This window comes from Acidimicrobiia bacterium, from assembly GCA_041394025.1.
In the GTDB taxonomy this organism is placed as follows: domain Bacteria; phylum Actinomycetota; class Acidimicrobiia; order IMCC26256; family JAOSJL01; genus JAOSJL01.
Window position 1 is genome coordinate 1,464,829 of the sequence record JAWKJA010000002.1, and the last position, 24,417, is coordinate 1,489,245.

Below are 24,417 nucleotides of genomic sequence, written 5' to 3' on the forward strand. Positions count from 1 at the left end.
CCCACTCCCATCGGCGCGGCGGCTGGGGACTTTCGGCCGATGGGCCCACATTGTGACGCAACGGGGTGGGCGCCCGGGCTCACCGGCTAAATCCGACTTGAGAGGTCGGGAATTGGCCGCTACCGTCGGCGCCGATGCCTTCCCCGCCCGACGTGCGGCGTGATGTCCGTTCCCCGCACGCCGTCGACCTGGATCACGTGTCGAAGGTCTTCGGCCACGGCCCCGATGCCGTCCACGCCCTCGACGACGTCACGCTCCGGGTGTCGCCGGGGGAGTTCGTGTGCCTCGTCGGGGCGTCGGGATGCGGCAAGACGACGCTGCTGCACCTCGTGGCCGGGCTGGACACGCCGACGGCGGGCCGGATCGGGGTCCAGGGCGGGCGGGCGACGGTCATGTTCCAGGAGTCGGCGCTCTTCCCGTGGCTCACCGTGGCCGGCAACGTCGAGTTGGCGCTGACCCTGCGATCGATGTCGGCGACCCACCGGGCGGAGACGGTGGCGGCGCTGCTCGACATGGTCCACCTCACCGATTTTGCCGACAGGCGCCCCCACGAGCTCTCCGGCGGGATGAGCCAGCGGGTGGCCCTCGCCCGGGCTCTCGCCCAGCAGGCCGAGGTGCTCCTGATGGACGAGCCCTTCGGCGCCCTCGACGCGGTGACCCGCGACGTCCTCCACGAGGAGCTGTGCCGCCTGTGGGCCGACACGGGCCTCACCGTGCTCTTCGTCACGCACAACGTGCGTGAGGCCGTCCGCCTGGGCGACCGCGTCGTGCTGCTGTCGAGCCGCCCGGGTCGCATCGTGGAGGAGTTCGACGTCGACATCGACCGCCCCCGGAGGATCGAGTCGCACGAGGTCGCCGACCTCTCGGTCGAGATCACCGGGTGCCTCATGGCAGAGGTGAAGCGTCATGTGCCCCATTGAGCCCGCGACGTCCGTCGACGGCCACTCCGGCAGCCACCGAGACGGTCACTCCGACGACGAGCTCACCGAGGAGCTGGCGGGCCTCGACGCGCTGGAAGTGGCCGTCCCACCGTCCCCCGGGCGGGCGACGCGCGCCTGGGCCGCCGCGTGGCCGAAACTGGCCGCTGCGCTCGTGGCGCTCGTCGCCTGGCAGCTGATCGTCTGGTCGGGGTGGCGCTCCACGGACGTCCTGCCCGGGCCCGGCCCGGTGTTCGAGACGCTCTGGGACGACCTGTGGAGCGGAGATCTCATCCTTGCCACGGCGCTCACGCTTCGTCGGGCCGTCCTCGGATTCGCACTCGGGATCGCCATCGGAACGCCGATCGGGATCGCCGTGGCGCGGGTGCGCGTCGTGCGGACGGCGGTCGGATCGGTCGTGACGAGTCTCCAGACCATGCCGTCGACCGCGTGGTTCCCGTTCGCGATCCTGCTCTTCTCGCAGTCGGAGACCGCCATCATGTTCGTGGTCGTGCTCGGCGCGGCTCCGGCCGTCGCCAACGGGCTCGTGGCCGGGATCGACCAGATCCCACCCAACCTCCTGCGTGCGGGACGCGTGCTCGGCGCGCGCGGGTGGACGGCTCTGCGTTACGTGGTGCTCCCGGCGGCCTACCCCCAGTACGTGGCGGGCCTCAAGCAGGGCTGGGCGTTCGCGTGGCGGAGCCTCATCGCCGGGGAGTTGATCGTGCAGGTGGCCGGCAGCGAGTCGATCGGTGTCCGGCTCCAGGACGCGCAGCGCAGCGACGACGCCACGGCGCTGCTCGCCACGATGGTCGTGATCCTCGTGATCGGGATCGCCGTCGACAGCCTCGGGTTCGGGACGCTCGAGCGACGGATCCGCCGCCGCTACGGGCTTGCGACCTCTTGAGCCCTAGCCCAGCGGGCTCGCCGTGAATGACGTCGGCCCTCAGTCGCGCCGGCGGCGTTCTTCGTAGCGCCGCCGCCAGCGATGACCGACACCACCCGGGCGGACAAGCCACCAGGTGAACAAGCCAGCACCGATCCCGAACCCAACGCACACGAGCGGGTAGTTGAAGTCGAACTGGAGCATGGAATAGACGAAGCCGAACGCTCCGACGATCGAACCCGCTAGCCGCGGGTGTGCTGAAGCCCAGCGATACTCCTTCTCGTCGTACCTCTCGCGCTTCACCACCGCTACTTGCCCGACCCTGGGCACCGAACATCGACAAACGCGCCGACGGCGGTGACACCCAGATCCGAAATCGCTGCTGCTCGCGAGGCTCCTGCCGCACCCAAGGGCCCACCCACAGCTCCTCCAAAAAACGGGCAGCGCTGCCGCGCGTGCTACCCGCTGCCGCTTGCATGGCTTCTCGTCGAGTGCTTCAGAGGTCACGTTCAGGGCACTCCCCCCAGCTACAAGCGCTAGCCCGGCAGGCGGATTGGCGAACGTGACACCTGTGCCCAGCAAAACTCCACCAGTATCGACGGCCTTTGTGATCCCGACCCTATTTTCGCCGACCCAGTCGACGGCGTCGTCGAGGCAGTTCCCGAGGTCCCGCCACCCACATCCTCTGAGACCCATCGGGTCGACCAGAACGCCGGGGCGGTTTCGGACGTAGGCGTATGACGACACCGACGGGCTGTCCGCAGAAGGTTGCAGTGGGTCGGTGGCGAGGAACCGGCCTGTCGATGGGTCGTACTGGCGGGCCCGAAGGTTGTAGAGGCCGGTCTCTTCATCAAGGTATTCGCCCGTGAAGCGCATCGGATTCGCCGGTGCTGACGGCTCGAGTTGTTCCGAACGACGCGCTGCACCGAATGGCTCATAGTCGTAGGAACATCGTGGCGTGCCGTCGGCGGAGGTGACGGCCGCAATGTTGCCGAGGTCGTTGCGGTGGAAGAACGACTCCCCGCCGGCTGCGCGCATCGAGATCGTGCTTTCGCCGAACACGTAGTCGCGCAACGGCACTCCGCCACCGTCGGACTCGCCAACCAGCTGTGGTACCGGGGCGTTCCGATCCCACAACGAGTAGGTCGTTCCGGTTTCGGTCGTGGCCGCGAGCCGGTTCCCGTCGGCGTCGTAGCTGTAGGCCACGTCGGTCGTGTGGGAACCCCCAACGAGTGAGGCGGACCCGGTGACGCCCGTGACGGTCTCCCCGATCTTGGTGACCTGGAGATCCCCATCGGTGATCGTTCCGTAGGCCTCGTAGTCTACGGCGCCTGACAGGGACAGGCTGACCTCGTCGTTGCCGGCACCGTTGTCGGTGACTGACCAGTCGAGGTTGACGAGTCCGAAGAAGCTGTAGGTGCTCGTCGCCCCATTCGCGCCGTCGGGTGTGACCTGTCCGAACCAGATCGGCACGGTGACGTCGACGCCAGCCTGTTGGTCGGTGACCCGAACGCTGCCGAAGTAGACCGGGAACAACCACAACGAGCGCACGTTGAACTCCACGTCGACCACTGAGCCCGTCGCCGGTTTCGACGCGCCCGTCATTCGGTTGGCCAGATCATAGGTATAGGCCGTAGCGCCGGCGGCCGCAGCGCGCGACCAGACCTAACGCCTGCGCCGCCGGTCGCCGAGCAGCAGGGCGGCGATACCTGTACCGCACCAAACCGCCACGGCCACCGCAATCTTCCACCGGGCATCTTCTGACGGCCTGGCTTGGCCGAGCACCCAAGCCACCACCAGTGCACCAAGAGCTCCAGTCAAGAACAAGAAGACGGTACGTACCTTCCTCTCGAGCACGGGGCAATCGAGAGAATGGAAGAAACCCGGACCGCAGGTCTTGCAGCCCATGACTACTTGCCGCAACTCGGTTCTGGAGGTCCCCCGCTCTGACGGACAGGTTGGGTGTGGGTGATCATGGGGCGTTGGTGGTTTCGTAGTCGAGGGGGCTGTGTCCGGCGTTGTAGCTGTGCCGGCGGCGGGGGTTGTACCAGGTTACGATCCATTCAGAAGATCGCGTGGGCGAGCTGGTCGCGGGTGTCCCAGTGGTGCTGGTCCAACAGCTCGCGTTGCAGGCTCGAGAAGAAGACCTCGGCGACGGAGTTGTCATACGCGTCGCCGATGGATCCCATCGATCCGAGCAGGCCGGCGTTGCGGAGCCGGTTGCCGAACAGCCATGACGTGTAGATCGACCCGTGATCCGAGTGTGCAACGGTTTGGCCTGCTGGAGGTCGCCGCCGCCAGGTAGCCATCTGGAGTGCATCCGCGGCGAGCTCTGTGCGGATGTGATCCGCGATGGACCAGCCAACGACCCGGCGGGACCAGGCGTCGACCACAGCGGCGAGGTAGACGGTGCCTTCATCGGTGCGGTGCTCGGTGACGTCCATCACCCACAGGCGGTCGGGACCTTCGGGGTCGAAGCGTCGCTGCACGAGGTCGGGGTTCGGGTCCGTGCCGTCGCGGCGGGTGCAACCGTTCTTGCCTCGCCGGGACGGGTAGTGGATCCCCACCGCGCCGCAGTCACGCATCCAGCGTTCCACCTGGGTCTTGGAGCACCGCCGGCGCATCCCCAAGCGGAGCTCCTGAAGAACCCGAGGTGACCCATACGAGTGCCGAGACATCGTCCAAATGTCGAACACCGTGTTGGCCATCCAGGCGTCGTCGAGTTCGGCGTCAGTGACCGGTTCGGATCGACGCTGGAAAAAGCCCGCTCTCGACACCCCCATCACACGGCAGCACACCGCGACGGGCAGATCCGAGCAACGCTCGGCGATGAAGGTGTAGATCATTTTGGGAGGACGTTCTCCTGGGCGAAGTACGCCGCCGCAGGCTTGAGGATCTCGTTCTCCATCTTCGCCACGCGCAACTCACGGCGCAGCTTCACCAGCTCCTCGCGCTCAGCAGTGCTGAGACCACCAGAGCGCCGTCCCTCGTCGAGGTCAGCTTGGTGCATCCAGTTCCGCAAGCAGCTGTCGGAGATCCCAAGATCGGTTGCGATCTCCGCCACGGGCTTCTCGCGCAACCGGGCCAACTCCACGGCTCGCTGACGAAACTCCGGTGGGTGGGGTGCAGGCATCTGGACTCCTTCCCGAGACGACCCACAGTCGCCTCAGCATCGGTGTCCGTCAACCCGGGGGACCTCCACCTTCCTGACCGGGGTTCGAGGTGACAGATCAGTGGTTCACCCTGGGTTTGATGGAGACTCGGTTCATTGGGTTCCAACCGTGTTGTGGTCGGTCTGTTGACCAGCGTAGAACGCTGCTTCGAGTTCTGCTGGTGGCATGTCGTGGCAGTGGCCGTGGAGACGCTGGTGGTTGATGGGATGAAGGAGCGGGTCCTGCGCTCCTCGTGAGCCCGGCGTGCATGCTCGGGGGCTCACACCATGTTCACGAGGATGGGAGGGCCCTCATGGCAGGGTACGTTCCGATTGATCTCCATCGCCGCCGTTCGGTGGTGATGCACATCGACTCCGCCGGTGAGATGCTGGGTTGGAAGCGGGTCGCCAACGAACCGGACGCGCTGGTGGCTGAGGTGCTCTAGCACGGCGAGTCTCCCGAGGTGGCGATTGAAGCCACCTACGGGTGGTACTGGGCGGTCGACGCGCTCTCGGCAGCCGGGTGCGAGGTGAAGCTGGTCAACGTTGCTGCGGTGCGCGGGTTCGAGAATCGCCGGGTGAAAAATGACGTGCGGGACTGCGAGCTGTTGGGCCAGTTGATGCGCACGAACACGCTGCCCGAGGCGTGGATGGCCCGGAGCGAGGTACGCGAGCAGCGGGAGCTGGTCCGCTATCGGGCCAAGCTGGTGGCTGTGCGTACCGGGTCCAAAGCCCAGGTCCACTCGGCGTTCGCCAAGCTGGGCATCCAGGCTTGCTGGTCGGACATGTTCGGTCCCTCGGGCCGCCAAGAACAGGAACGTGAGCCGTGCCTCGAACGTGAAGGCGCCACGGCGCTGCTCGCCACGATGGTCGTGATCCTCGTGATCGGGATCGCCGTCGACAGCCTCGGGTTCGGGACGCTCGAGCGACGGATCCGCCGCCGCTACGGTCTCGCCACCCCGTAGCGCGACGAAACCGCGCCGTCAGACTTCCTCGACGACGACCGACTCCATGACGTCGCCGACCTCGATGGCCTGGGCGACGTCGAGACCCTCGGTGGTGTAGCCGAAGAGGTTGTAGTCCTTCGACAGCTTGCTCGTGCAGTCGTCGATGCAGATGAAGAACTGCGAGCCGTTGGTGTTCGGCCCGGCGTTGGCCATGGCCACCGCACCCAGTGTGTACTCACCGGTGACGGGCTCGTCCTCGAACTGGTAGCCGGGGCCGCCCGTGCCGTCGCCGTCGGGGCATCCGCCTTGCACGACGAACTCGGGCACGACTCGGTGGAACGTGAGCTTGTCGTAGTAGCCGTCGCGGGCGAGGCCGACGAAGTTGGCGACCGTGCGGGGTGCCAGCGTGGGGTCGAGATCCATCACGATGTCGCCCTTGCTCGTGGTGACGGTCACGCGGTAGGTGGCGTCCTCGTCGATGGGATGGTTCGTCTGCGGTTCCACGGAAGCTCCTGGGGCGTCGGAGCCTTCACGCTACCGGGGCGTCGGCACCTGCCTCGACTTGCGAACAGCGATGCGTCAGCCTGCAGGAACCGCGGCCCGCGCCTCCTCGGCGACCTGGCGTACCTGGTCGGCCAGGGGGCCGTCGGGATCGAGCTCGAGGTACCGGTCGAACTCGACGACCGCTCCGGCAGGGTCGTCCATGCCCCGCAGGAGGATCAATCCCCGGAAGAAGTGGGCGTCGGCGAAGTCGGGATCGAGTGCGACCGCAGCGTCGACGCGTTCCAGGGCCTCGTCGGGGAGGTCGGCCAGGAACACGATCCACCCGCCGTAGGCGCGCGCTTCGACGTTCGTGGGGTCGAGGGCCACGACCTCGTCGTAGGCCATGAGTGCGGCGGCAGGGTCCGTGGGCGCCAGGAAGCGCGCCAGCTCGAGATGCGCCTCGGGGTCGTCGGGGTTGCGCTCCACCGCCTCCTCGAGGGCCTCACGCGTCGCTGCGGCGCTGTCTTCGGCGGTCTGCTCGTTGCCGGTGGCGGTCCCCCCCTCCGTACGATCCCCCAGCGCGTTGGCGAGCAGGATGCCCGCCACGACCGCGAACGCCAGGATGCCGCCGGCCACGGCGAGCGTTCGCGCGGTGCTGCGCGGACGCTCCGTCGTACCCGGGTCCTCACCGGAACGTTCCGCCGCATCGATGGCCCGCAGTACCGCTGCAGCACGCGCGGTGTAGTCGTCGCGGAGCCGTTCGTATGTGTCCTCGTCGATGTCGTCGTCGGCACGCTCGCGCTCCAGGTCGTCGAGGGACCGAAGGAGGAAGTCGCGCTCGTCGTAGAGGTCACCGAGCGCCGGCTGCACCGGGGTCCTCCTCCTGTCGGCGCTCGCGCTCGACGAGCTCACGGTCCTCTGCCGTCGGCGTGTAGCGGGGCTCACGGCGCCACCGCGTGAGCGCGACCACGAGGACTCCCCCACCGACCAGGAGCCCGGCGACCGGCAGGAGCCAGACGAGCAGGCCCACACCGCTCCCCGGCGGTTCGAGCAGGATCCACTCGCCGTACCTGTCGACGTACGCCTGGCGGATCTCCTCGTCGGTCTGCCCCTCGTCGATACGGCGTCGGACGTCGTCGCTGATGGCCCGCGCCGTCGACGACGGGCTGTCGGCCACCGAGAGCCCCTGGCAGGTCGGGCACCGCAACTCCTCCGTGAGGGCCTCGTGGCGCGCCTCCGGAGACGTGTCTCCCCCGCCCGAATCGCTCCACGCGACGGCGACCGTCGCCACGACGAGAGCGGCGAGCGCCGCCCAGGGCAGCCAGCGGCGCATCACCCGATTCCCCGCGCGCGATCGAGCATCGCCTCGAGGTCGTCGACGTCGACCTCGCCGAGCTGCTTGGCGACGACGACGCCGGCGGGATCGATGGCGTAGGTCTCGGGTTGCCCCGTGGTGGCGAAGTCGAGCGCGGCCCGAGCACCCGGATCAGACGTGATCGTCCAGTCGACGCCCTTCTCCTCGACCCATGCGAGTGCGGCCTCGTCGGTGTCGTCCCGCACGATGCCGACCATCGCGAAGTCCGCGTCCTCGGCGTGCCGGTCGTAGAACTCGGCCAGCGCGTCGTGCTCCGTACGACACGGGAGGCACCAGGAGTTCCAGAAGTTCACGATCACGGCCTTGCCCGCCAGCGACTCGTTGCTCACGGTCTCCGCGGGCGGCTCTGCGTCCACCACGGCAGGAGAGAGCACGGGCAGGTCGAACTCCGGCGCGGGCCCACCGAGATCCGGCCCACCCTCGAACGTGGGGTCGGTGTTCACCTGCGTCGCCAGCACGACGGCCAGGACCACGACGACGACTCCCGCCGCCGACGCCGTCCACAGCACGACCCGCGAGCGGCGTGGCCGACCCTCCGGCGACGGCGCACCGGTCGTCACGCCGGTACCTCCGGTGTCTCGGGGAGTGCGTCCGTTGCCACGTCGGAGCGGCGGACGCGGTGCAGCGCACTCTTCGCCGACGGGCCGACGGCGACCAGGGTCCCGAGGAACATCACGCCGCCGCCGATCCAGAGCCACAGGACCATCGGGTTCACGGCCACGCCGAGCGTGACGCGCCCCGACTCGTTGGGCGACGAGATCAACGTGAGGTACACGTCGCGCGTGACGCCGGTGCGCACCGAGGGGGTGCCGATACCCTGGGTGCTGTTCGGGAACGTGGAGATCGCAGGCGCGTAGACACCGAGGTCGTCGCCCCCCCTTTCCACCCGCACACGTGCCGAGCTCGTGGCCTTCTGTGCGGTCGTCGACGTCTCGCTCCCGAGATAGGTGACCGTGTAGCCCGCCACCGTGGCCGACTCACCCTCGGCGAGCCGGACCTCGCGGCTGGTCGACCAGTGGGCGCCCACCGAGATGGCGAGGGCGACGAGCACCACCCCGACGTGCACGACGAGGCCGCCGTACCTGCGCGGGTTGCCGGTGACCGTGCGGAGAAGTGCCGTCGGGACCGCCTCGTCGTGGCCACGGCGACGCGACCGCACCGCCACGACGAACTGCTGCACGATCCCGGCGAGGGCGAAGGCGGCGAGGCCGAAGACGAGGATCTGGGCGACGCCGCGGGTGCCGAACAGGACGGCGACGGCCATGGTGGCCGCCCCGGTCCAGGCCGGCACCCGGAACCGCCGTTGGAGCACGTCACCCGAGGCCGCACGCCACGGCAGAGCGGGGGCGGCGGCCATGAGGAAGAGGAGCGCCAGCCCGATGGGAAGAGTCATCCGGTCGAAGTACGGCTCACCGACCGACAACTGCCGCTCCTGGAAGGCCTCGACGAGCAGCGGGAACACGGTGCCGAGCAGCACGACGAAGGCGAACGCCGCGAACAGGAGGTTGTTGGCCAGAAACGCCGACTCGCGCGACACGATGCTGTCGATCCGACCCGGCGAGCGCAACAGGTCGCCGCGCCACGCGATGAGCCCGATCCCCACGACGGCGGTGATGCCGAGGAACGCGAGCAGCATCGGCCCGATGCCCGACTCCGTGAAGGAGTGGACGCTGTTCACCACACCCGAACGCGTGAGGAACGTGCCGAGGATCGTGAGACAGAACGTGGCGATGAGAAGCGACAGGTTCCAGACCCGGAGCATCCCCCGGCGCTCCTGCACCATCACGGAGTGGATGTAGGCCGTGCCGGTGAGCCACGGAAGGAGTGACGCGTTCTCGACGGGGTCCCACGCCCAGTAGCCGCCCCAGCCGAGGACCTCGTAGCTCCACCATCCGCCGAGGACGATCCCCGCTGTGAGAAAACCCCAGGCCAGCACAGCAGCGCGGCGGGTCTCGATGAGCCAGCCCTCGCCGAGCCGGCCGGTGACGAGCGCCGCCACGGCGAACATGAACGGCACGGTGAAGCCGACGTAGCCCAGGTACAGCATCGGCGGATGGACCGCCATGAGAGGGTGGTTCTGGAGCAGCGGGTTCGGTCCCGGGCCGTCGGGGGGAACGACACCCGACACGAGCCGAAACGGGTTGGCGGGACCCAGGACGAGAAGGAAGAAGAAGAGCGCCACGACGAGACCCGTGATCGTCGCCCACGCGACGAGCGGGTCGGTGGCACGGTCGCGGAACCGCCACGCCGTGTGGGCCAGGTAGCCGGCGAGGATCAGGACCCACAGGAGGATCGAGCCCTCGAGCGACGCCCACAGGGACGCCACGGTGTAGAAGACCGGCGTGGCGCGCGAGCCGTTGGCGGCCACGTACTCCAGGGAGAAGTCGTGGCTCAGCAGTGCCCATTCCATGACGAGCGCTGCCACGACCGCGGCCACGAGCACCGCGAACACGAAGCGGCGCCCCAGCAGCAGGAGGCGGTCGTCGCCGCGGTGCAAACCGACGCCGAGGGCCGTGATGCCGAGAGCACAGGCGGCGGCACCCCACACGAGGGCGCCGTATCCGATCGCCGCCTTCACCGGCGCAGGCTGGGGGCGCCGGGGCCCCGACGACTCATGGGGCGTCACCCTCCGACGTCGCCGCGTCCGACGACGGCTCCTCGTCGGTGTTCACCTCGGGCGGTGAGTACTCGTTGCCGTGGTTGATGAGGATCCGGTCGGAGCGAAACGTCACGAAGTCGTCGGACCACTCCCCTTCGGTCACCACGGGGGCGCCCTCGGCGAACAGGTCGGGCGGGTCGCCACGGTGGACGACCTCGACGGTCGCGGTGCCGTCGGTGACCTCGAAGGTGACGCCGTCGTCGGTCTCGGCAACGGTCCCGGGCACGACCTCACCGGCGAGGCGCACCCGTCCGCTGTCCTGTTCCGCCACGGCCTCCGACACGGTCCGGAAGTAGACGATGTTGCCGCGCAGGCCTCCGAACACGAGGAAGGCCACCGCGCCCACACAGGCGAGTGCGGCTGCGACGTAGAGCCACCGTCGACCCCGGACGGCGCGCGGCGAGGCCTGCGACGTCACGGGCGCCCCTCCCGCGCCCGGACACGGGTGAGGTCCTCGTCGGTCATCGAGGCGCGGACCCTCCGGAAGCGCCACGCCATCCACGCGACATACGCGACGAGGACGACCACCGTGACGACGTACCCCGCGAGCACGTACCCCGCATCGCTCACCGGTCGTCTCCCACACCCGCGACCGCCGGGCCGGCCGACGCGGCGCTGTTCGCCGCACCGGCATCGGCGCTCGCGATCCGATCCGCTATCGCGGCCTCGAGCTCACGCTCGTCGTGGCCCTCCTCGAGGCGGGCGAGTTGCACCCGACGCGCCATGAGGTAGCCGTAGGCGAGCGTGAAGGCCACGACGGCGAATGCCAGCGTCCAAGCCATCGTCCCCTCGATCTGCGCGTCGAGCTCGGGGTTGAACACGGTCGCCTCCTGGTGGAGGGTGCGCCACCAGTTCACCGAGAAGTGCACGATCGGCACGTCGACGAAGGCGATGAGCGCCGCGATCGCGGCGCGTCGGGCCCGCACGTCGGGATCGGCCGGCACGCGCCGCAGCGCCAGGTAGCCGAGATACAGGAAGAACAGCACCGCGGTGGTGACGAGCCGGGCGTCCCACACCCACCACGTTCCCCACACGGGACGGCCCCAGAGCGAGCCGAGCACGAGCGTGAGCCCCGTGAACACCACGCCGATCTCGGCCGACGCACCGGCGAGAAGATCCCAGTCGAGGCGGCGCGTGCGCGGCCAGAGGTAGAGAAGTGACGCCACGGCGGTGACGAAGAACGCCAGGTACGCCAGCCACGCCGCCGGCACATGGACGTACATGAGCCGTTGCGCGTCGCCCTGCACGGCGTCGGCGGGCGCGACCCCCAGCGCGAGAACGCCGAGGACGAACAGGGCCAGCAGCGTGACGAGACCCAGGATGTTCACCGCGGGCCGGGCCAGCGAGATCATGCGTCCTCCAACAGGGAGCCGAAGGCGAGAACCCCCAGCCCCACGTACAACACGGCGAACAGCCCGAGGAGCTGGACCCACGGCCATGCCTCGGACGGCACGCCGTCGAGCCCCGCCTCGAACGCCCGCGTGGCCCCCAGCATGACCGGCGCAACCACGGGAAGCAGCAACAGGGGCACCAGCGTCTCGCGCGTGCGCAGGCCGGCGGCGAGCACCCCGAAGAGCGTACCGGTGGCCGCGACGCCGACGGTCGCGGCCAGGGCCGTGAGGGCGAGGATCCCGAGGCTTCGCAGCGCCATGTCGTAGAAGACGACGACACCGACACCGAGCACGACCTCCAGAGCCAGGAGCTCGATGCTCACGGCGAGCGCCTTGCCGAGGAACACGGACGCACCGTCGATGCCGGAGAGGCGAAGTCCGTCGAGAGCGCCGTGCTCGGTCTCCAGTGCGAAAGAGCGTGAGACCGCGAGCACCGCGGCCAGCAGTACGGCGACCCAGAACAGCCCGGGGGCCACGACGGGGAGCAGGCCGCGGTCGGGGTCGAGGGCGAAGGCGAACAGCAGCAGCACGACGGCGCCGAACGGCAGGACCTGGTTGAGCGTGACCCGTGAGCGGGCCTCGATGCGCAGGTCCTTGGCGGCGACGAGCCACACCTCACGGACGAGGCTCATGGGCGTGGTCCCGGTGCGTCGCCCGTCGGTGCGGCCGCGACGGGGTGCGCGCGGCCGCCGACGACGCGGACCTCGCGGTCCGCCAGCGACCGCACGCGCTCGGTCTCGTGCGAGGCGATGATGACGGTCGTGCCGTGATCGGGCGCCGCGCGCACGATCCCGTCGAGAACGGCCCGCCCATCAGGGTCGAGCCCGGCGTGGGGCTCGTCGAGGAGCAGCAGCTCGGGGTGGCCGGTGAGCGCCACGGCCAGTGCGAGGCGGCGGCGCTGGCCGGCCGACAGCTTCTGGTGGGTGACGGCCGCCTGCGCGTCGAGTCCGACCCGCGAGAGATGGTCGTCCGCCGACGAGGCGTCGTTTCCCGCTGCCCGCGCGGCGAAACGCAGGTTCTCCCGCACGGTCAGGTCGTCGTAGCACAGCGTGTCGTGCGCCATGAGCCCGAGGAGGTGTCGGTGGCTTCGCCGGTCACGGGCAAGGTCGACACCCAGGACCTCGGCCTCACCCGACCGCAACCGGACGAGGCCGGCCAGCAACCGCAGGATCGTGGTCTTGCCCGCTCCGTTGGGGCCGCTGAGCAGCACGATCTCGCCTCGGCTCACGTCGAGGTCGGCGCCCGCCAGAGCGGGGAAGCGACCGAGGAGACAGACAGCGGCGCGGAGGCGCACAGCGAGCGGCAACGGACCCTCAAGGGCCGGGAAACGGTGCCGAAAGTGTAAGGAGCGCCCCGTGAACCCGTCGAACCGGCATGTGGACGCCGCCGCCGGACCGTGGGAGGTCGCACGACCCGGTGGTGAGCCGGACTGCCCCGAATGTCCCGGTAGGATTCGCCCCGTGCCCGAGATGGACGACATGCCCGACGAGACCACCGCGTCCGAGACCACTGCGTCGTCCTCGGCGCCCGTCGCAACGGCGTCGACGGCCACGGCCACCCCGACCACGACGACGGAGCGCCCGGCAGCAGACGGCGACACCGGCCCCTCCCGGCAGCCGGGGCGCACCGGCGACGGCGGCTCCGGCGGCGACGAGCCTCCCGGGGAGACACCCGACCCCGAATCCGGCTCCTCCCGGCCCCGCGACACCGGCATCCGGGCGGTGGTCGGCTTCATCGGCCGTGGCCTCATCACGCTCGGAATCCTCGTTCTCCTGTTCGTCGCCTACCAGCTCTGGGGAACAGCAATCTACGAGGCGCGCGCCCAGAACCAGCTCGAGACCGACTTCGAGCAGCGTCTCCAGGAGGTCGAATCGAACGCCACGGAGAACCAGGCGCCCGACGACCTGGGCGGGGCCGAGGGTGAGAACGGATCGTTCCTCGACGAGCCCGTTCCCGCCTCGTCGTTCACCGAGGGTGAGGCCGCCTTCAAGATCGAGATCCCCGATGCCGGTGTCGACAGGATCGTCGTGCAGGGCGTGTCGATCCCCGACCTGCGCAAGGGCCCGGGCCACTACGAGTTCACCCCGATGCCCGGTGAGATCGGTAACGCCGCCATCGCCGGTCACCGCACCACCTACGGCCAGCCCTTCCACAACCTCGACAAGCTCGAGCCGGGCGACGAGGTCACCACCACGACCCTCAGCGGCACCTTCGTCTACGACGTCGTGAAGACCGAGGTCGTCCAACCCACCGACGTCGACGTGCTCGAGCCCCCCGGCAAGAACACCTACGTCGGCGACGAAATCCCCGAGGGCGGGGCGATGCTCACGCTCACCACCTGCAACCCGAAGTACTCGGCGGCGGAGCGCCTCGTGGTGTTCGCGGCGCTCAACCCCTCGAAGAGCCCCGAGGCGCAACCGCCGAGCGTCGACGTCACCCTGGGGGCAGAGCGCACCACGATCGACTCGGCGGGCCTGTCGGGTGAGTCCGGGAGCCGGATGCCCACCTACGTCTTCGGCCTGGTCGTGGCCGCCGTGGGGGCGCTGTGGTACTTCGCCTTCCGGCGCTGGCGGCACTGGTACACGTGGTTCGCCGGCGCCATTCCGTTCCTGGCCGTTCTCTTCTTCTTCTACACCTACCTCGAGCGCGTCCTCCCCGGAAACTACTGAGGCAAGGACCCGAGGCGAGGCATGGGAAAGGCGTCAGCCCCGCATCGGGGCTCAGGCGCCGCAGGCGCCGACCCGAGCCGAGGACCAGCGGGGCAGGTACCCTGCCCCGCCCGAGGCGAGGCATGGGCAAGGCGTCAGCCCCGCATCGGGGCTGACGCGAACTCCTCCATCCCCTCCGCCAGGTCGATCCGGGCGCGGAAGCCGAGGTACGTCGCCGCACGCTCGATGGACGCGAACACGTGGCGGACGTCGCCGGGGCGGTAGCCGCCCACCACCTCGGGGGCGGGTGAGCCCGGGAAGCAGCGGTGGAGTGCCTGCGCCAGGTCGAGCACGGTTCGCGGCGTCCCGCTGGCGATGTTGAAGACAGCGTGGTCGAGCACGGCCGCCTCCGACCCGGCACCGTCCTCGTGGGTACCGGCAAGAGCGAGCACGTTGGCGTGAGCCACGTCGCGCACGTGCACGAAGTCGCGCATCTGCCCACCGTCCTCGAACACGCGGGGTGCGGTCCCGTCTTCGTAGGCACTGCGGAAGATCGACGCCACACCCGCATACGGCGTGTCGTGGGGCATCCTCGGCCCGTAGACGTTGTGGTAGCGCAGGACCGTGAGCTCCGTGTCGTGCTCGCGCGCGAAGGCGGCGCACAGGTGCTCCTGGTGGACTTTGGTGGCCGCGTACACGTTGCGGGGATCCACCGGTGCCTCCTCGGGGACGGCCTCGGGCACCAGCTCCGAGCCGCACTCGGGGCACAGCGGCTCCCAGAGACCGGCGTCGAGCCGTTCCCGCGGTCGGGGCCCGGGGCGTACCAGCCCGTGTTCGCCGCACCGGTAGCGGCCCTCGCCGTAGGCGACCATGCTCCCCGCCAGGACAAGCCGCTCCGGAACATGGGCCGCGTGCATGGCGGCGAGCAGGGAGGCGGTGCCGGCGTCGTTGTGCGCGACGTAGTGCTCGACGTCGCCGAAGTCGACGCCGAGCCCGACCATCGCCGCCTGGTGGCACACCGCGTCGACACCACCCAGTGCGTCGGCCACCGCGTCGCGGTCGCGTACGTCGGCGAACCGGTGGTCGACGTCGGGTCGCAGGTCGGCGGGAGGACCGTTGTGGGCGCCCGGATGGAGCAGGTCGAGCACACGCACGTCGTGGCCCCGCTCACACAGGGCGTCGACGACGTGCGAGCCGATGAACCCGGCTCCGCCGGTGACGAGGACCGATGGCTTCACGCCGTGGCGACCGGGCGGTGCACATCGCCGCCTCCCGGTGGACCGGGGTCGAGAGGCAGGACAACCGTGAAGCGTGCGCCGCCGTTGTCGTTGCGCACCTCGATGTGTCCGCCGTGGGCCTCGACGAGGCCGCGGGCGATGGTGAGCCCGAGGCCCGCGCCACCGTCGGCCGGGCGCGCCGGATCGGCGCGGTACGCGGTGTCGAAGACCCTGTCGAGATCGGCCTCGGGGATCCCGCCACCGTCGTCGCAGACCGACACCCACGCGGCGGGGACGTCGCCCCCGCCGTCGACCGACGCGGCGGAGACGCCGGCACCGTTGCCCGCCTCGACGACGACGGTGCCGTCGACGGGCGTGTGACGAATGGCGTTCTCCAAGAGGTTGCGCAGCACACGCAGCACATCGACCGGCGAGCACCGCAGCTCCGGCGGGGTCCCGACCATCCGACCCTCCACCTGGACACCCTTCGCCGCCGCCACGCCCTCCACACCGGCGAGAGCGTCCGAGACGAGATCGGCCAGGGGCACCTGCTCCCGCTCCGGGCGGACGACACCGGCCTCCACCCTGCTCAGCTCGAAGAGGTCGTCGACCAGCTCGGCGAGCCGGTCGGCCTGCGTCCGGACGGTCGTGTGGTACTCGGCGACGACTCCCGGGTCGGTGACCACGCCGTCCTCGAGGGCCTCCGCCAGGGCGCGGATCCCGGCCAGTGGTGTCCGGAGGTCGTGGCTCACCCACGCCACGAGCTCGCGTCGCGACTGCTCCATCGCCTGCTCACGCTCCCGCGACTCCCGGAGCCGCTGCGACATGTCGTCGAGCTCACGTGCGAGGCGTGCCCACTCCCCCGGTCCGACCGACCGTGCCGGGGCGTCCCCGGCCTCCACCGCGACGCCGTCGCCGATTCGGCGCGTGCGCTCGGCCAGTGCGTGGCTGGCGCGGGACACACGGTTGCCGAGGAGCACGGCGGCCGCCACACCGACGGTTCCGGCGGCGACGAGCACGACGTCGAGTGCGGCCGCGTCGGCGTTGGAGATGAACATCCGCCGCGCGGCCGACCAGGCTCCGAGCCCTGCGGCACCCACCGCCGTCAACGTGACGATCGTGACCTGTACGCCGATCGGGCGCCGGCGGGCCAGGCCCAGCGCGAGAGTCCCGAGGGCTCCGGCGACCAGGGCCGCTCCGGCGGCGATCACGAGCAGCTCGAAGAAGTGCGAACGCGACATCGACCGCGCCGAGGCGACGAGCGCTGTCAGGAACGCGCCGACGAGGAGCGTTCCCCCGACGAGAAGCAGCGTCCGCCGGGTGCCCGGGACGGTCTCGTGTGTGGTCGTCGTCACGCTCATGGTTCTTCCCTCGTCCTCACGCGTCGAACCGGTAGCCGACACCCCACACGGTCGAGATCCTGGTCGGGTTCGACGGCTCGTCCTCGATCTTCTCGCGCAACCGGCGGATGTGCACGGTCACCGTCGACGCGTCGCCGTAGCTGTAGCCCCACACCCTCTCCAGGAGCTCGTCGCGTCGGAAGGCAACCCCCGGATGGGTGGTGAGGAAGGCCAGGAGGTCGAACTCCCGTGCGGTGAGTGGGACCTCCGCACCGCCGCGCTCCACCGTGCGGGCACCCGTGTCGATCACCAGGTCGCCGAACGTGACGGGTTCCACCGGATCGGGAGTGGGCGCGTGGGTGCGGCGCAGGACGGCCCTGATGCGGGCCATGAGCTCCCGGGGTGAGAACGGCTTCGTCACGTAGTCGTCGGCGCCGTACTCGAGCCCGCACAGACGGTCCTCCTCCTCGCCCTTGGCCGTGAGTATGACGACAGGAACCGGGCCGGCGTCACGGAGGCGGCGACACACCTCCAGACCATCCATGTCGGGGAGCATGAGGTCGAGCACGGCGAGGTCGGGGCGACGGGCGTCGGCCTCCCTCACGGCGGCCTCACCGCTGTCGAGGGCGCACACGTCGTATCCATCGCGTTCGAGATACCGCACGACGACCTCCGAGACCGTCGGGTCGTCCTCGACGACGAGCACGCGGCGGGTCGGCGTGGTCATGGTCACCACCGGGTCCGGATCCCGGTCTGTACGGCGAGGGCAACGAGCGCCTGTGCTGCGAGCCATCCCCGCAGCACCGCGGCCCGCGGCACGCGTCCGATGAGGGCGGAGGCCGCCGGGAGGAGCCAGACGGCGAACGGCAGCCAGATCCGCTCCACCTCCCCCTTCGAGAAGCCCGAGAGGTCGGCGACGGCGACAGCAGCCAGCGCTCCTCCCACGAGCAGCCAGAGCTTGCGGTCGCCCAGGCACGCCAGTCCTGCGGCGGTGGCGGGGCCCACCACCAGGCCGAGGGCGGCGATGTTGGCCCAGAGGAAATAGCCGTAGGGCCGGGTCGAGGCCACGCTCTCGTAGTACTCGGCACGCGACGTCGACCACCCGTCGAGATACGAGAAGCCGGCCAGCCAGAAGACGCCGAGGACCAGCAGTGCTCCCGCAGTCGCCACGAACAGGGGCCGCGGCCGGCGGCGCGCCGCCGCCACGCCGGTAGGGACGAGCGCGACGAGCGCCACGCCGTACGACAGCATCAGGGCCGCACCGAAGAGCAGTCCCCCTGAGGCGCTCGCGATGTCGGAGCGACGCCCGGACCGGCCCGTACCCACGATCACCGCTGCCACGGCGGCGGCCGAGACACCGGCGATCAGGGCATCGGCGCTCGTGGCGATCCACACCGCTACCGGAGCCAGAACGAGGAACGGTGCCGCCGCGCGTGCCCGCTGCTCGCCCGCTACCTCCCGGACCGCCACGAGGACGGCGGGGACGGCCAGCGCGCCACCGGCGATGAACAGCACGGCGGCCCAAGCCCGGCCTCCGAGGCCCACTTCGTCGAGCGACCAGAGAGTGAGCAGTGTGCCCGGCGGATGTGAGCGGACGTGGGTGACGTAGCTGTCGATGTCGTCGGTGAAGCCCGACAGGAAGTCGCCGGGCGAGCCGACCCGGTCGACGTCGAGCAGGTACTCGTCGCCCGGAAGCGTCGTGGGGTCCGTGATGCCGTCGAGACCGTCGGTGAACGCCAGCGCCACCGCCCAGACGGCCGCGGCGATCGCCGCCGCGGCGAGGAGTGTGCGCCACGGCAGCGCGCGAACCGCACGCGGCGCACCGACGATGACAGCCAGGGCCACGGCAACCGGCACGACGACACGCACGCCGAGGCGGAGGTCGTCCCACCCCACGATCGGAGGTGCGCTGAGCCGCAGCGCCTCGCGACCGAGGTCATCGATGAGGTGCTGTCCCCACAGCCGGGCGGCCACGATCAGGAGACCCCACGCCACCACGGCGGCGGTGGCGCGGTAGGCCGGCCGGGACCACCACGGGCGCGCCGGCGACACGGCGGACGAGCCCGGCGGGCCCTCGTGCTCGGCGGTCCGGACGGGCGTGTCGCCCTCCGCCGCCCCGGCGGAGCTCTCGGAGTGGACCCCAGGGGTCGACACGTCTGTGCGGGGCACGTCGGAAATCTACCGGCCACCACCGTTCCGGACGCCCGCGCGCCGGAGTTGTTTCGCGAATCGTAAGCAGATCCGCAGACATCCCCGGTGGTGCTCTCGGTACGGTTCACGGCGTGCCCGATGTCGTGCTGCCCGTCCTCGACGAAGTGGCGGCGCTGCCGCGGGTTCTCGGGTCGATGCCTGTGGGCTACCGGCCGATCGTCGTCGACAACGGGTCGACCGACGGCTCGGCCTCGGTCGCAGAAGACCTCGGCGCGTTCGTCGTCCACGAGCCGCGCCGCGGTTTCGGAGCCGCGTGTTTCGCCGGACTGACGGCGGCCTCCGACGACGTCGTGTGCTTCATGGACTGCGACGGCTCGCTCGACCCCACGCAACTGCCACGCGTCGCCGACCCCGTCGCCAAGGGTGTGGCCGATCTCGTGCTGGGTGCTCGCGACGCCGCACGCGGCGCCTGGCCGCTGCACGCCCGCCTCGGCAACCGCGCCGTCACGCGGACGATCCGGAAGCGCTACGGCGTGCGCCTGCGCGACCTCGGGCCGATGCGTGCCGCGCACCGCAGCGAGCTCGTCGCCCTCGATCTCCGCGACCGCCGGTTCGGGTGGCCACTCGAGATGGTGGTGCGCGCCCTCGAGGCCGGGTGGCGCGTCGACGAGGTCGACGTGACCTATGCGCCCCGCGACGGGCGCTCCAAGGTCACGGGAACCGTGCGCGGGACCGCCCGTACCATCCGCGACATGCGGCGGGTCCTCGCATGACGGCACCTCCGGCCACCCTGATCGTGATCGCCAAGGAACCACGACCCGGTCGCGTGAAGACCCGGCTGTGCCCACCGTGCACCCCGGAGCAGGCAGCCGACCTGGCCGCCGCCGCCCTCTCCGACACGCTGATGGCGGTCGCCACGACGCCCGCGAATCGCCGGATCCTGGCGCTCGACGGCACAGCGGGTCCGTGGCTACCCGATGGCTTCGATGTGGTTCCCCAGTGCGGCGGTGCCCTCGGCGAGCGGCTGTCGGATGCCTTCTCCCACGCCGACGGTCCGGCGCTGCTCGTGGGGATGGACACGCCCCAGATCGACCCGCCGCTGCTCAGTGAGGCCCTCGGGCGCCTCTGCGAGCCCGCCGGGACGGCTCCCGACGCCGTCCTGGGCCGCGCCCTCGACGGTGGCTGGTGGGCGCTCGGGCTCCGCCGCCCCGATCTCCCGGTCTTCGACGGGGTCCCCATGAGCACCGACCACACGTACCCCGACCAGGTCCGCCGTTTCGAGGAGCTCGGCCTCCGCCATGGCGATCTCCCCTCGCTCATGGACGTCGACACCTTCGACGACGCCACGGCGGTCGCCGCCACCGCTCCCGGCACGGCATTCGCGGGTGCGGTGGCGAAGGTCGCCGCCCTGCTGGAGTCGACGCCGTGAGACCGCACACGACGGAAGCGCCGTTGCACGGTGTGCCCACCGCGCTGCTGCGCGGGGAGTGCGGGACGCCCTTCGTGCCGCCCGACAACCGCTGGGCCACGCCGGCCGACGACGCCGAGCGTGCCTTCGTCGAGCTCGTCGTCGAGCTCGACGTCGCGCCTGTCCTCGACGTCGGGTGCGGACCGGGCCGCCACGTCGTCGCCCTCGCCGAACGCGGGATCCCGGCGCTCGGCATCGACGTGTGCGAGCGGGCCCTCGACGTGGCACGCAACCGGGGGGCGTCGGTCCTCCACCGTTCCGTCTTCGACAGAGTCCCCGCCGCCGGCCGGTGGGGAAGCGCCCTGCTCCTCGACGGCAACATCGGGATCGGGGCCGATCCCGTCCGGCTGATGCGTCGTGTCGCTGCACTGCTGCGCCCCGGCGGGCGCCTGCTCGTGGAGCTCGACCCGCCGGGAACCGCCGCCGACGTGCGCCGCGTCCGCCTCGAGATCGTCGCCGGGCACGGTCCGGGCACCGTCGGCGTGGGGCCGTGGTTCGACTTCGGGCGGCTGCCCGCTGATCAGGCCGAGGCGAGCGTGGCGCATGCCGGTCTCGACGTCGTCGACATCTGGTCGGACCGCGGGCGGCACCTGGCGCTGCTCGTCGTCCCCGCCCGCGTCGACGCAGGTTCGGCCGCCGATGTCGACGACACGGTTCGGCCCCCGGCCGGGCCCGGGTCATGAGGCTCCGCTGGCCGCCCCGCCCCACCGTCGGGCCGTTCCGCGACGGCGCCTTCTCCGGTCGCCTCCACGACGAGCGCACGGCCGCCGTCCTCGGGGTGGCGCTCGGTGTCGGCTTCACGGTCTGCTTCGCCACGGGCGTGCTGTCGCACCTGATCCAGAACCCACCGAGTTGGTTTCTCTGGACGTCGCGCCCGGCCGGTCTCTACCGGCTCACGCAGGGAACACACGTGGCGCTGGGCCTCGCGCTGATCCCGGTGCTGCTTGCCAAGCTGTGGGTGGTCTACCCGAAGTTCTTCGACTGGCCGCCCTTCGGGTCGTTTCCCCACTTCGTCGAGCGCGTCACCATCCTGCCGCTCGTGGGCGGCGGCCTGTTCCTCACGTTCACCGGTCTGGGCAACATCAACGTCTGGCGTCCCTGGAACTTCGGTTTCCGGCCCGGCCACTACTGGGCGGCGTGGATCACCATCGGCGCGCTGGTGATCCACGTCTTCGCCAAGTACGCCACGACGCGCGACGCCCTGTGGCGCAGCGGCGGGCACGCCGCGGCGAAGGACCTCGACGCCACGGGCGACAACGGGTCCGCCGGGATGTCACGACGGGGCTTTCTCGCCACCACGTTCGGTGCCTCGGCGGCCGTGGCCCTCTTCACCGTCGGACAGAGCTTCGAGCCACTCCGGACAGTGGCCTACCTGGCGCCCCGCCGGCCCGACTCGGGCCCTCAGGGACTGCCGGTCAACCGCACCGCCGCCTCGGTCGGCCTCACCGACGTCGACGTCGCCGACTACCGCCTCACCGTGGAGGGACCCGCAGCCACCGACCCCTTCGAGCTCACCTACGACGAGCTGCGGGCCCTGCCGCAACGAACCGTCGAACTGCCGATCGCGTGCGTCGAGGGCTGGAGCGCCAACGCCACGTGGACGGGTGTTCCCGTGAGCGATCTCCTCGAACGCGCGGGCGCGCCGAACGACTGCGAGGCGCGTGCGATTTCGATGCAGGACAGCCCGCGGCAACGCTCGTCCGACCTGAACAGGCTGCACGCCCACGACCGTGACACGCTGCTCGCGCTCGAGGTCAACGGTGAGACACTCGACGCCGACCACGGGTTCCCGGTGCGCCTCATCGGGCCCAACCGGCCCGGGGTCATGCAGACCAAGTGGGTCTCCCGCCTGGAGGCACGGTGAACGGCTCCGGCGATCCCTCCCCCGCGGACAACACCTACGGCGCTCGCTTCTGGGTCGGTGTCGTCATCGGCGGCGCCGTGATGGCCTACGGCGCGATCGGGCTGATCCGGAACCTCTCGGGTGACGCCCTCGTGAGCTGGGGCCTGTTCTTCATCGGCGCGGACCTCCTCCACGATTCCCTGTTCGCTCCTGCGGCGTTCCTCGCCGGCGCCGTGCTGGCTCGCCTGTTGCCCGTGCCGTGGCGGACGCCGGTCATGGCGGGGTGCATCATCAGTGCATCCGTCCTCCTGGTCGTCCTCCCGCCTCTGATCGGTCTCGGAGGAAACCCGGGTAACCCGACGCTGCACCCGATCGACTACACGACGTCGACCATCACGGCCCTGGCGATCGTCTGGGGTGCGGTGGGTGCAGTGAGCCTGGTGGCGGCTCGCGGGGAGAGACGCTCCTCGAGCTCCTGATCGCTGCGGTGACGGCTTCGACGACATTGACGGCGTCAACGCGCCCTGATTGGATACAGCCCGACCGAACAGGGGGGACCGGACTCGATGGGTCGCAGGCGGGGGCCGCTCGCGGTCGCGGCGTTGATGGCTGCGGCCGCCCTGTTGGCCGCAGCCTGCGACAACGGCGACAGTTCGGGAAGCGGATCTGGAAGCGGTTCGGGGACCGACGGGTCCGGCGCCTCCGACGGTGGCCCCGTGGTGGAGCAGTTCGCCGGCACCGAGATGTCGATCGGTGTCATTCCCGACGCTCCCACAGAGGCAACGGGCGAGCCGATCCCCGTCGGTCTCCTGAACCAGGAGGACACGCCGCTGGGCTCGTTCCCCGAGGTTCGACTCGGCGCCGAGACCGCCGTCCAGTTCCTCAACGAGGAGATGGGGGGCGTCGACGGGCGACCGATCGAACTCCACACCTGCATCACCGACTTCTCGCCGGAGCAGTCGTCGGCCTGCGCGCAGGAAATGGTCCAGAGCGACGTCGTGGCCGTTCTCGGGGGCATCGACCTGGCCAGCGCCGGATCGATGCCGATCTTCGAGCAGAACGAGATCCCCTACGTGGGCGGTATCCCGGCCAACTTCGAGGAGGCCCAGAGCCCGGTGTCGTTCCAGTTCAGCGGCGGCACGTGGGGCGCCATGACGGCCTTCGCGTACTGGGCCGCCGAGGAGGTGGGCGCCGAGAAGGTCGCCATCGCCTACGGCGAGTTCCCACCCATCTCCGACGCCGCCATCCAGTACGGCGAGGCCGTCCTGGAGGCCCGGGGTGTCGACGACGTCGACCTCGTCGCCTTCCCGATCGACACGACCGACTTCCTCCCGGTCGTCACACGTGCCATGGAGGGAAATCCCGACGCCATCTTCTGGGGCACCGCCGACGCCGGCTGCCAGTCCGTGATGCAGTCGTCGTTCGACCTCGGCGTGAGCGCGCAGTTGTTCATGACGGGCGCGTGCGCGGCGCCGCGCATCGTCGAGGAGGTCGGTCCGGGTGCGGAAGGGGTCCTGTTCAACATCGAGGGCGTCGCCAAGGCCGACGTGCCCAACCCGGAGGTCGACCTCTTCACCGCCGTCGCGGACCGCTACGGCGAGGGGGCCTTCGATCCCCAGAGCGCTGCTACCGTCTCGTTCCGCTCGACGATGAACCTCTACGCCCTCATGACGGAGCTGGGTGCCGACAACATCTCCACCGCGACGATCATGGAGGGACTCCGCACAGCCGTCGACGTCCCGAGCTTCGACGGGCATCCCTACACCTGTGACGGAGAACAGATCCCGGACCTTCCCGCGATGTGTTCACCTCAGGAGAATCTCGTCGTCTGGGACGGCACCGAGCTGTCGCAGGTGAACGACGACTGGATCCAGGTTCCCGAGATCCTGCGTGAGGCGGGTGTCGGCTGAACAGCCGAGAGTCCCGATCCTGACCGACCCA

Annotated in this window: 28 protein-coding genes; 11 read left to right on the top strand and 17 right to left on the bottom strand. The window is 70.3% G+C overall.

Annotated elements, in window-relative coordinates:
* Nucleotides 1–134 precede the first annotated feature (134 nt).
* Nucleotides 135–920 carry an ABC transporter ATP-binding protein gene (locus R3A49_06740; protein ID MEZ5170427.1) on the top strand — a complete coding sequence of 262 codons (786 nt, stop codon included), beginning with the start codon at nucleotides 135–137 and terminating at the stop codon, nucleotides 918–920.
* Entirely contained in the window at nucleotides 907–1,824 is a 918-nt protein-coding gene (locus R3A49_06745; GenBank protein MEZ5170428.1) for an ABC transporter permease, read from the top strand. The genes R3A49_06740 and R3A49_06745 overlap by 14 nt, the downstream gene beginning before the upstream one ends.
* A 39-nt stretch (nucleotides 1,825–1,863) precedes the next feature.
* Here R3A49_06745 and R3A49_06750 read toward each other — a convergent pair whose 3' ends face one another.
* From R3A49_06750 to R3A49_06760, 3 genes are all read right to left on the bottom strand, one after another.
* Nucleotides 1,864–3,375, bottom strand: a complete 1,512-nt coding sequence (locus R3A49_06750) for an RHS repeat-associated core domain-containing protein (GenBank protein ID MEZ5170429.1) — start codon at nucleotides 3,373–3,375, stop codon at nucleotides 1,864–1,866.
* Between the two features lie 491 nt (nucleotides 3,376–3,866).
* Entirely contained in the window at nucleotides 3,867–4,649 is a 783-nt protein-coding gene (locus tag R3A49_06755) for an IS3 family transposase (GenBank protein MEZ5170430.1), read from the bottom strand.
* Nucleotides 4,646–4,936, bottom strand: coding sequence for a transposase (locus R3A49_06760; GenBank protein MEZ5170431.1), 291 nt, complete (start codon nucleotides 4,934–4,936; stop codon nucleotides 4,646–4,648). Before R3A49_06760 ends, R3A49_06755 begins: the two co-directional genes overlap by 4 nt.
* Before the next feature lie 332 nt (nucleotides 4,937–5,268).
* Here R3A49_06760 and R3A49_06765 point away from each other — a divergent pair, with 332 nt between their 5' ends.
* Nucleotides 5,269–5,400: a hypothetical protein gene (locus tag R3A49_06765; GenBank protein MEZ5170432.1), complete on the top strand. Its 132-nt coding sequence runs from the start codon at nucleotides 5,269–5,271 to the stop codon at nucleotides 5,398–5,400.
* An 18-nt stretch (nucleotides 5,401–5,418) separates the two neighbouring features.
* Nucleotides 5,419–5,919 (top strand): transposase, encoded by a 501-nt coding sequence (locus tag R3A49_06770; GenBank protein MEZ5170433.1) that lies wholly within the window; start codon nucleotides 5,419–5,421, stop codon nucleotides 5,917–5,919.
* 18 nt (nucleotides 5,920–5,937) lie between these two features.
* Here R3A49_06770 and R3A49_06775 read toward each other — a convergent pair whose 3' ends face one another.
* The 10 genes from R3A49_06775 to ccmA all read right to left on the bottom strand — a co-directional run bounded on the left by R3A49_06775 (nucleotide 5,938) and on the right by ccmA (nucleotide 13,115).
* The gene (locus tag R3A49_06775) at nucleotides 5,938–6,405 is read right to left on the bottom strand and encodes a peptidylprolyl isomerase (GenBank protein ID MEZ5170434.1); all 468 of its coding nucleotides are present in this window, start codon (nucleotides 6,403–6,405) and stop codon (nucleotides 5,938–5,940) included.
* Between the two features lie 75 nt (nucleotides 6,406–6,480).
* A complete protein-coding gene (locus tag R3A49_06780) occupies nucleotides 6,481–7,254 on the bottom strand; it encodes a tetratricopeptide repeat protein (protein MEZ5170435.1) in 774 nt (257 codons plus the stop codon).
* Nucleotides 7,235–7,717, bottom strand: a complete 483-nt coding sequence (locus R3A49_06785; GenBank protein MEZ5170436.1) for a cytochrome c-type biogenesis protein CcmH — start codon at nucleotides 7,715–7,717, stop codon at nucleotides 7,235–7,237. Before R3A49_06785 ends, R3A49_06780 begins: the two co-directional genes overlap by 20 nt.
* Nucleotides 7,717–8,319, bottom strand: a complete 603-nt coding sequence (locus R3A49_06790; protein ID MEZ5170437.1) for a redoxin domain-containing protein — start codon at nucleotides 8,317–8,319, stop codon at nucleotides 7,717–7,719. Before R3A49_06790 ends, R3A49_06785 begins: the two co-directional genes overlap by 1 nt.
* Nucleotides 8,316–10,337 carry a heme lyase CcmF/NrfE family subunit gene (locus R3A49_06795; protein ID MEZ5170438.1) on the bottom strand — a complete coding sequence of 674 codons (2,022 nt, stop codon included), beginning with the start codon at nucleotides 10,335–10,337 and terminating at the stop codon, nucleotides 8,316–8,318. Before R3A49_06795 ends, R3A49_06790 begins: the two co-directional genes overlap by 4 nt.
* 34 nt (nucleotides 10,338–10,371) lie before the next feature.
* A complete protein-coding gene (locus R3A49_06800) occupies nucleotides 10,372–10,836 on the bottom strand; it encodes a cytochrome c maturation protein CcmE (GenBank protein ID MEZ5170439.1) in 465 nt (154 codons plus the stop codon).
* Nucleotides 10,833–10,988, bottom strand: coding sequence for a hypothetical protein (locus R3A49_06805; protein MEZ5170440.1), 156 nt, complete (start codon nucleotides 10,986–10,988; stop codon nucleotides 10,833–10,835). Before R3A49_06805 ends, R3A49_06800 begins: the two co-directional genes overlap by 4 nt.
* Nucleotides 10,985–11,770, bottom strand: coding sequence for a cytochrome c biogenesis protein CcsA (gene ccsA / locus R3A49_06810; GenBank protein ID MEZ5170441.1), 786 nt, complete (start codon nucleotides 11,768–11,770; stop codon nucleotides 10,985–10,987). Before ccsA ends, R3A49_06805 begins: the two co-directional genes overlap by 4 nt.
* Nucleotides 11,767–12,441, bottom strand: a complete 675-nt coding sequence (locus tag R3A49_06815; protein ID MEZ5170442.1) for a heme exporter protein CcmB — start codon at nucleotides 12,439–12,441, stop codon at nucleotides 11,767–11,769. Before R3A49_06815 ends, ccsA begins: the two co-directional genes overlap by 4 nt.
* The gene (gene ccmA / locus R3A49_06820) at nucleotides 12,438–13,115 is read right to left on the bottom strand and encodes a heme ABC exporter ATP-binding protein CcmA (GenBank protein MEZ5170443.1); all 678 of its coding nucleotides are present in this window, start codon (nucleotides 13,113–13,115) and stop codon (nucleotides 12,438–12,440) included. Before ccmA ends, R3A49_06815 begins: the two co-directional genes overlap by 4 nt.
* Before the next feature lie 163 nt (nucleotides 13,116–13,278).
* Between ccmA and R3A49_06825 the strand changes: the two genes are divergently transcribed.
* Nucleotides 13,279–14,478, top strand: a complete 1,200-nt coding sequence (locus R3A49_06825) for a class E sortase (GenBank protein MEZ5170444.1) — start codon at nucleotides 13,279–13,281, stop codon at nucleotides 14,476–14,478.
* A gap of 134 nt (nucleotides 14,479–14,612) precedes the next feature.
* Here R3A49_06825 and R3A49_06830 read toward each other — a convergent pair whose 3' ends face one another.
* The 4 genes from R3A49_06830 to R3A49_06845 are packed head-to-tail and all read right to left on the bottom strand — an operon-like array spanning nucleotide 14,613 to nucleotide 19,183.
* Nucleotides 14,613–15,695 carry an NAD-dependent epimerase/dehydratase family protein gene (locus tag R3A49_06830; GenBank protein ID MEZ5170445.1) on the bottom strand — a complete coding sequence of 361 codons (1,083 nt, stop codon included), beginning with the start codon at nucleotides 15,693–15,695 and terminating at the stop codon, nucleotides 14,613–14,615.
* Nucleotides 15,692–17,035, bottom strand: a complete 1,344-nt coding sequence (locus R3A49_06835) for a HAMP domain-containing sensor histidine kinase (protein MEZ5170446.1) — start codon at nucleotides 17,033–17,035, stop codon at nucleotides 15,692–15,694. The genes R3A49_06830 and R3A49_06835 overlap by 4 nt, the downstream gene beginning before the upstream one ends.
* Before the next feature lie 16 nt (nucleotides 17,036–17,051).
* Nucleotides 17,052–17,741: a response regulator transcription factor gene (locus tag R3A49_06840; GenBank protein MEZ5170447.1), complete on the bottom strand. Its 690-nt coding sequence runs from the start codon at nucleotides 17,739–17,741 to the stop codon at nucleotides 17,052–17,054.
* Between the two features lie 2 nt (nucleotides 17,742–17,743).
* Complete coding sequence (locus R3A49_06845) at nucleotides 17,744–19,183, bottom strand: hypothetical protein (protein MEZ5170448.1); 1,440 nt, start codon at nucleotides 19,181–19,183, stop codon at nucleotides 17,744–17,746.
* 113 nt (nucleotides 19,184–19,296) lie between these two features.
* Between R3A49_06845 and R3A49_06850 the strand changes: the two genes are divergently transcribed.
* From R3A49_06850 to R3A49_06875, 6 genes are all read left to right on the top strand, one after another.
* The gene (locus tag R3A49_06850; GenBank protein MEZ5170449.1) at nucleotides 19,297–19,938 is read left to right on the top strand and encodes a glycosyltransferase family 2 protein; all 642 of its coding nucleotides are present in this window, start codon (nucleotides 19,297–19,299) and stop codon (nucleotides 19,936–19,938) included.
* Nucleotides 19,935–20,594, top strand: a complete 660-nt coding sequence (locus R3A49_06855; GenBank protein ID MEZ5170450.1) for a DUF2064 domain-containing protein — start codon at nucleotides 19,935–19,937, stop codon at nucleotides 20,592–20,594. The genes R3A49_06850 and R3A49_06855 overlap by 4 nt, the downstream gene beginning before the upstream one ends.
* Entirely contained in the window at nucleotides 20,591–21,316 is a 726-nt protein-coding gene (locus R3A49_06860; GenBank protein ID MEZ5170451.1) for a methyltransferase domain-containing protein, read from the top strand. Before R3A49_06855 ends, R3A49_06860 begins: the two co-directional genes overlap by 4 nt.
* Complete coding sequence (locus tag R3A49_06865) at nucleotides 21,313–22,497, top strand: molybdopterin-dependent oxidoreductase (protein MEZ5170452.1); 1,185 nt, start codon at nucleotides 21,313–21,315, stop codon at nucleotides 22,495–22,497. The genes R3A49_06860 and R3A49_06865 overlap by 4 nt, the downstream gene beginning before the upstream one ends.
* Complete coding sequence (locus R3A49_06870; protein MEZ5170453.1) at nucleotides 22,494–22,955, top strand: hypothetical protein; 462 nt, start codon at nucleotides 22,494–22,496, stop codon at nucleotides 22,953–22,955. Before R3A49_06865 ends, R3A49_06870 begins: the two co-directional genes overlap by 4 nt.
* Nucleotides 22,956–23,042: 87 nt before the next feature.
* On the top strand, nucleotides 23,043–24,386 hold the full coding sequence (locus R3A49_06875; GenBank protein ID MEZ5170454.1) for an ABC transporter substrate-binding protein: 1,344 nt from the start codon (nucleotides 23,043–23,045) through the stop codon (nucleotides 24,384–24,386).
* The last annotated feature ends 31 nt before the right edge of the window (nucleotides 24,387–24,417 follow it).

Bases quoted from the DNA above. Each gene is read 5' to 3' on its own strand.
- R3A49_06760 (MEZ5170431.1), bottom strand. From the start codon at position 4,936: ATGCCTGCACCCCACCCACCGGAGTTTCGTCAGCGAGCCGTGGAGTTG.
- R3A49_06755 (MEZ5170430.1), bottom strand. From the start codon at position 4,649: ATGATCTACACCTTCATCGCCGAGCGTTGCTCGGATCTGCCCGTCGCG.
- R3A49_06835 (MEZ5170446.1), bottom strand. From the start codon at position 17,035: ATGAGCGTGACGACGACCACACACGAGACCGTCCCGGGCACCCGGCGG.
- R3A49_06740 (MEZ5170427.1), top strand. From the start codon at position 135: ATGCCTTCCCCGCCCGACGTGCGGCGTGATGTCCGTTCCCCGCACGCC.
- R3A49_06815 (MEZ5170442.1), bottom strand. From the start codon at position 12,441: ATGAGCCTCGTCCGTGAGGTGTGGCTCGTCGCCGCCAAGGACCTGCGC.
- R3A49_06840 (MEZ5170447.1), bottom strand. From the start codon at position 17,741: ATGACCACGCCGACCCGCCGCGTGCTCGTCGTCGAGGACGACCCGACG.
- R3A49_06785 (MEZ5170436.1), bottom strand. From the start codon at position 7,717: ATGCGCCGCTGGCTGCCCTGGGCGGCGCTCGCCGCTCTCGTCGTGGCG.
- R3A49_06875 (MEZ5170454.1), top strand. From the start codon at position 23,043: ATGGGTCGCAGGCGGGGGCCGCTCGCGGTCGCGGCGTTGATGGCTGCG.
- R3A49_06825 (MEZ5170444.1), top strand. From the start codon at position 13,279: ATGGACGACATGCCCGACGAGACCACCGCGTCCGAGACCACTGCGTCG.
- R3A49_06855 (MEZ5170450.1), top strand. From the start codon at position 19,935: ATGACGGCACCTCCGGCCACCCTGATCGTGATCGCCAAGGAACCACGA.
- R3A49_06865 (MEZ5170452.1), top strand. From the start codon at position 21,313: ATGAGGCTCCGCTGGCCGCCCCGCCCCACCGTCGGGCCGTTCCGCGAC.
- ccsA (MEZ5170441.1), bottom strand. From the start codon at position 11,770: ATGATCTCGCTGGCCCGGCCCGCGGTGAACATCCTGGGTCTCGTCACG.
- R3A49_06745 (MEZ5170428.1), top strand. From the start codon at position 907: ATGTGCCCCATTGAGCCCGCGACGTCCGTCGACGGCCACTCCGGCAGC.
- R3A49_06765 (MEZ5170432.1), top strand. From the start codon at position 5,269: ATGGCAGGGTACGTTCCGATTGATCTCCATCGCCGCCGTTCGGTGGTG.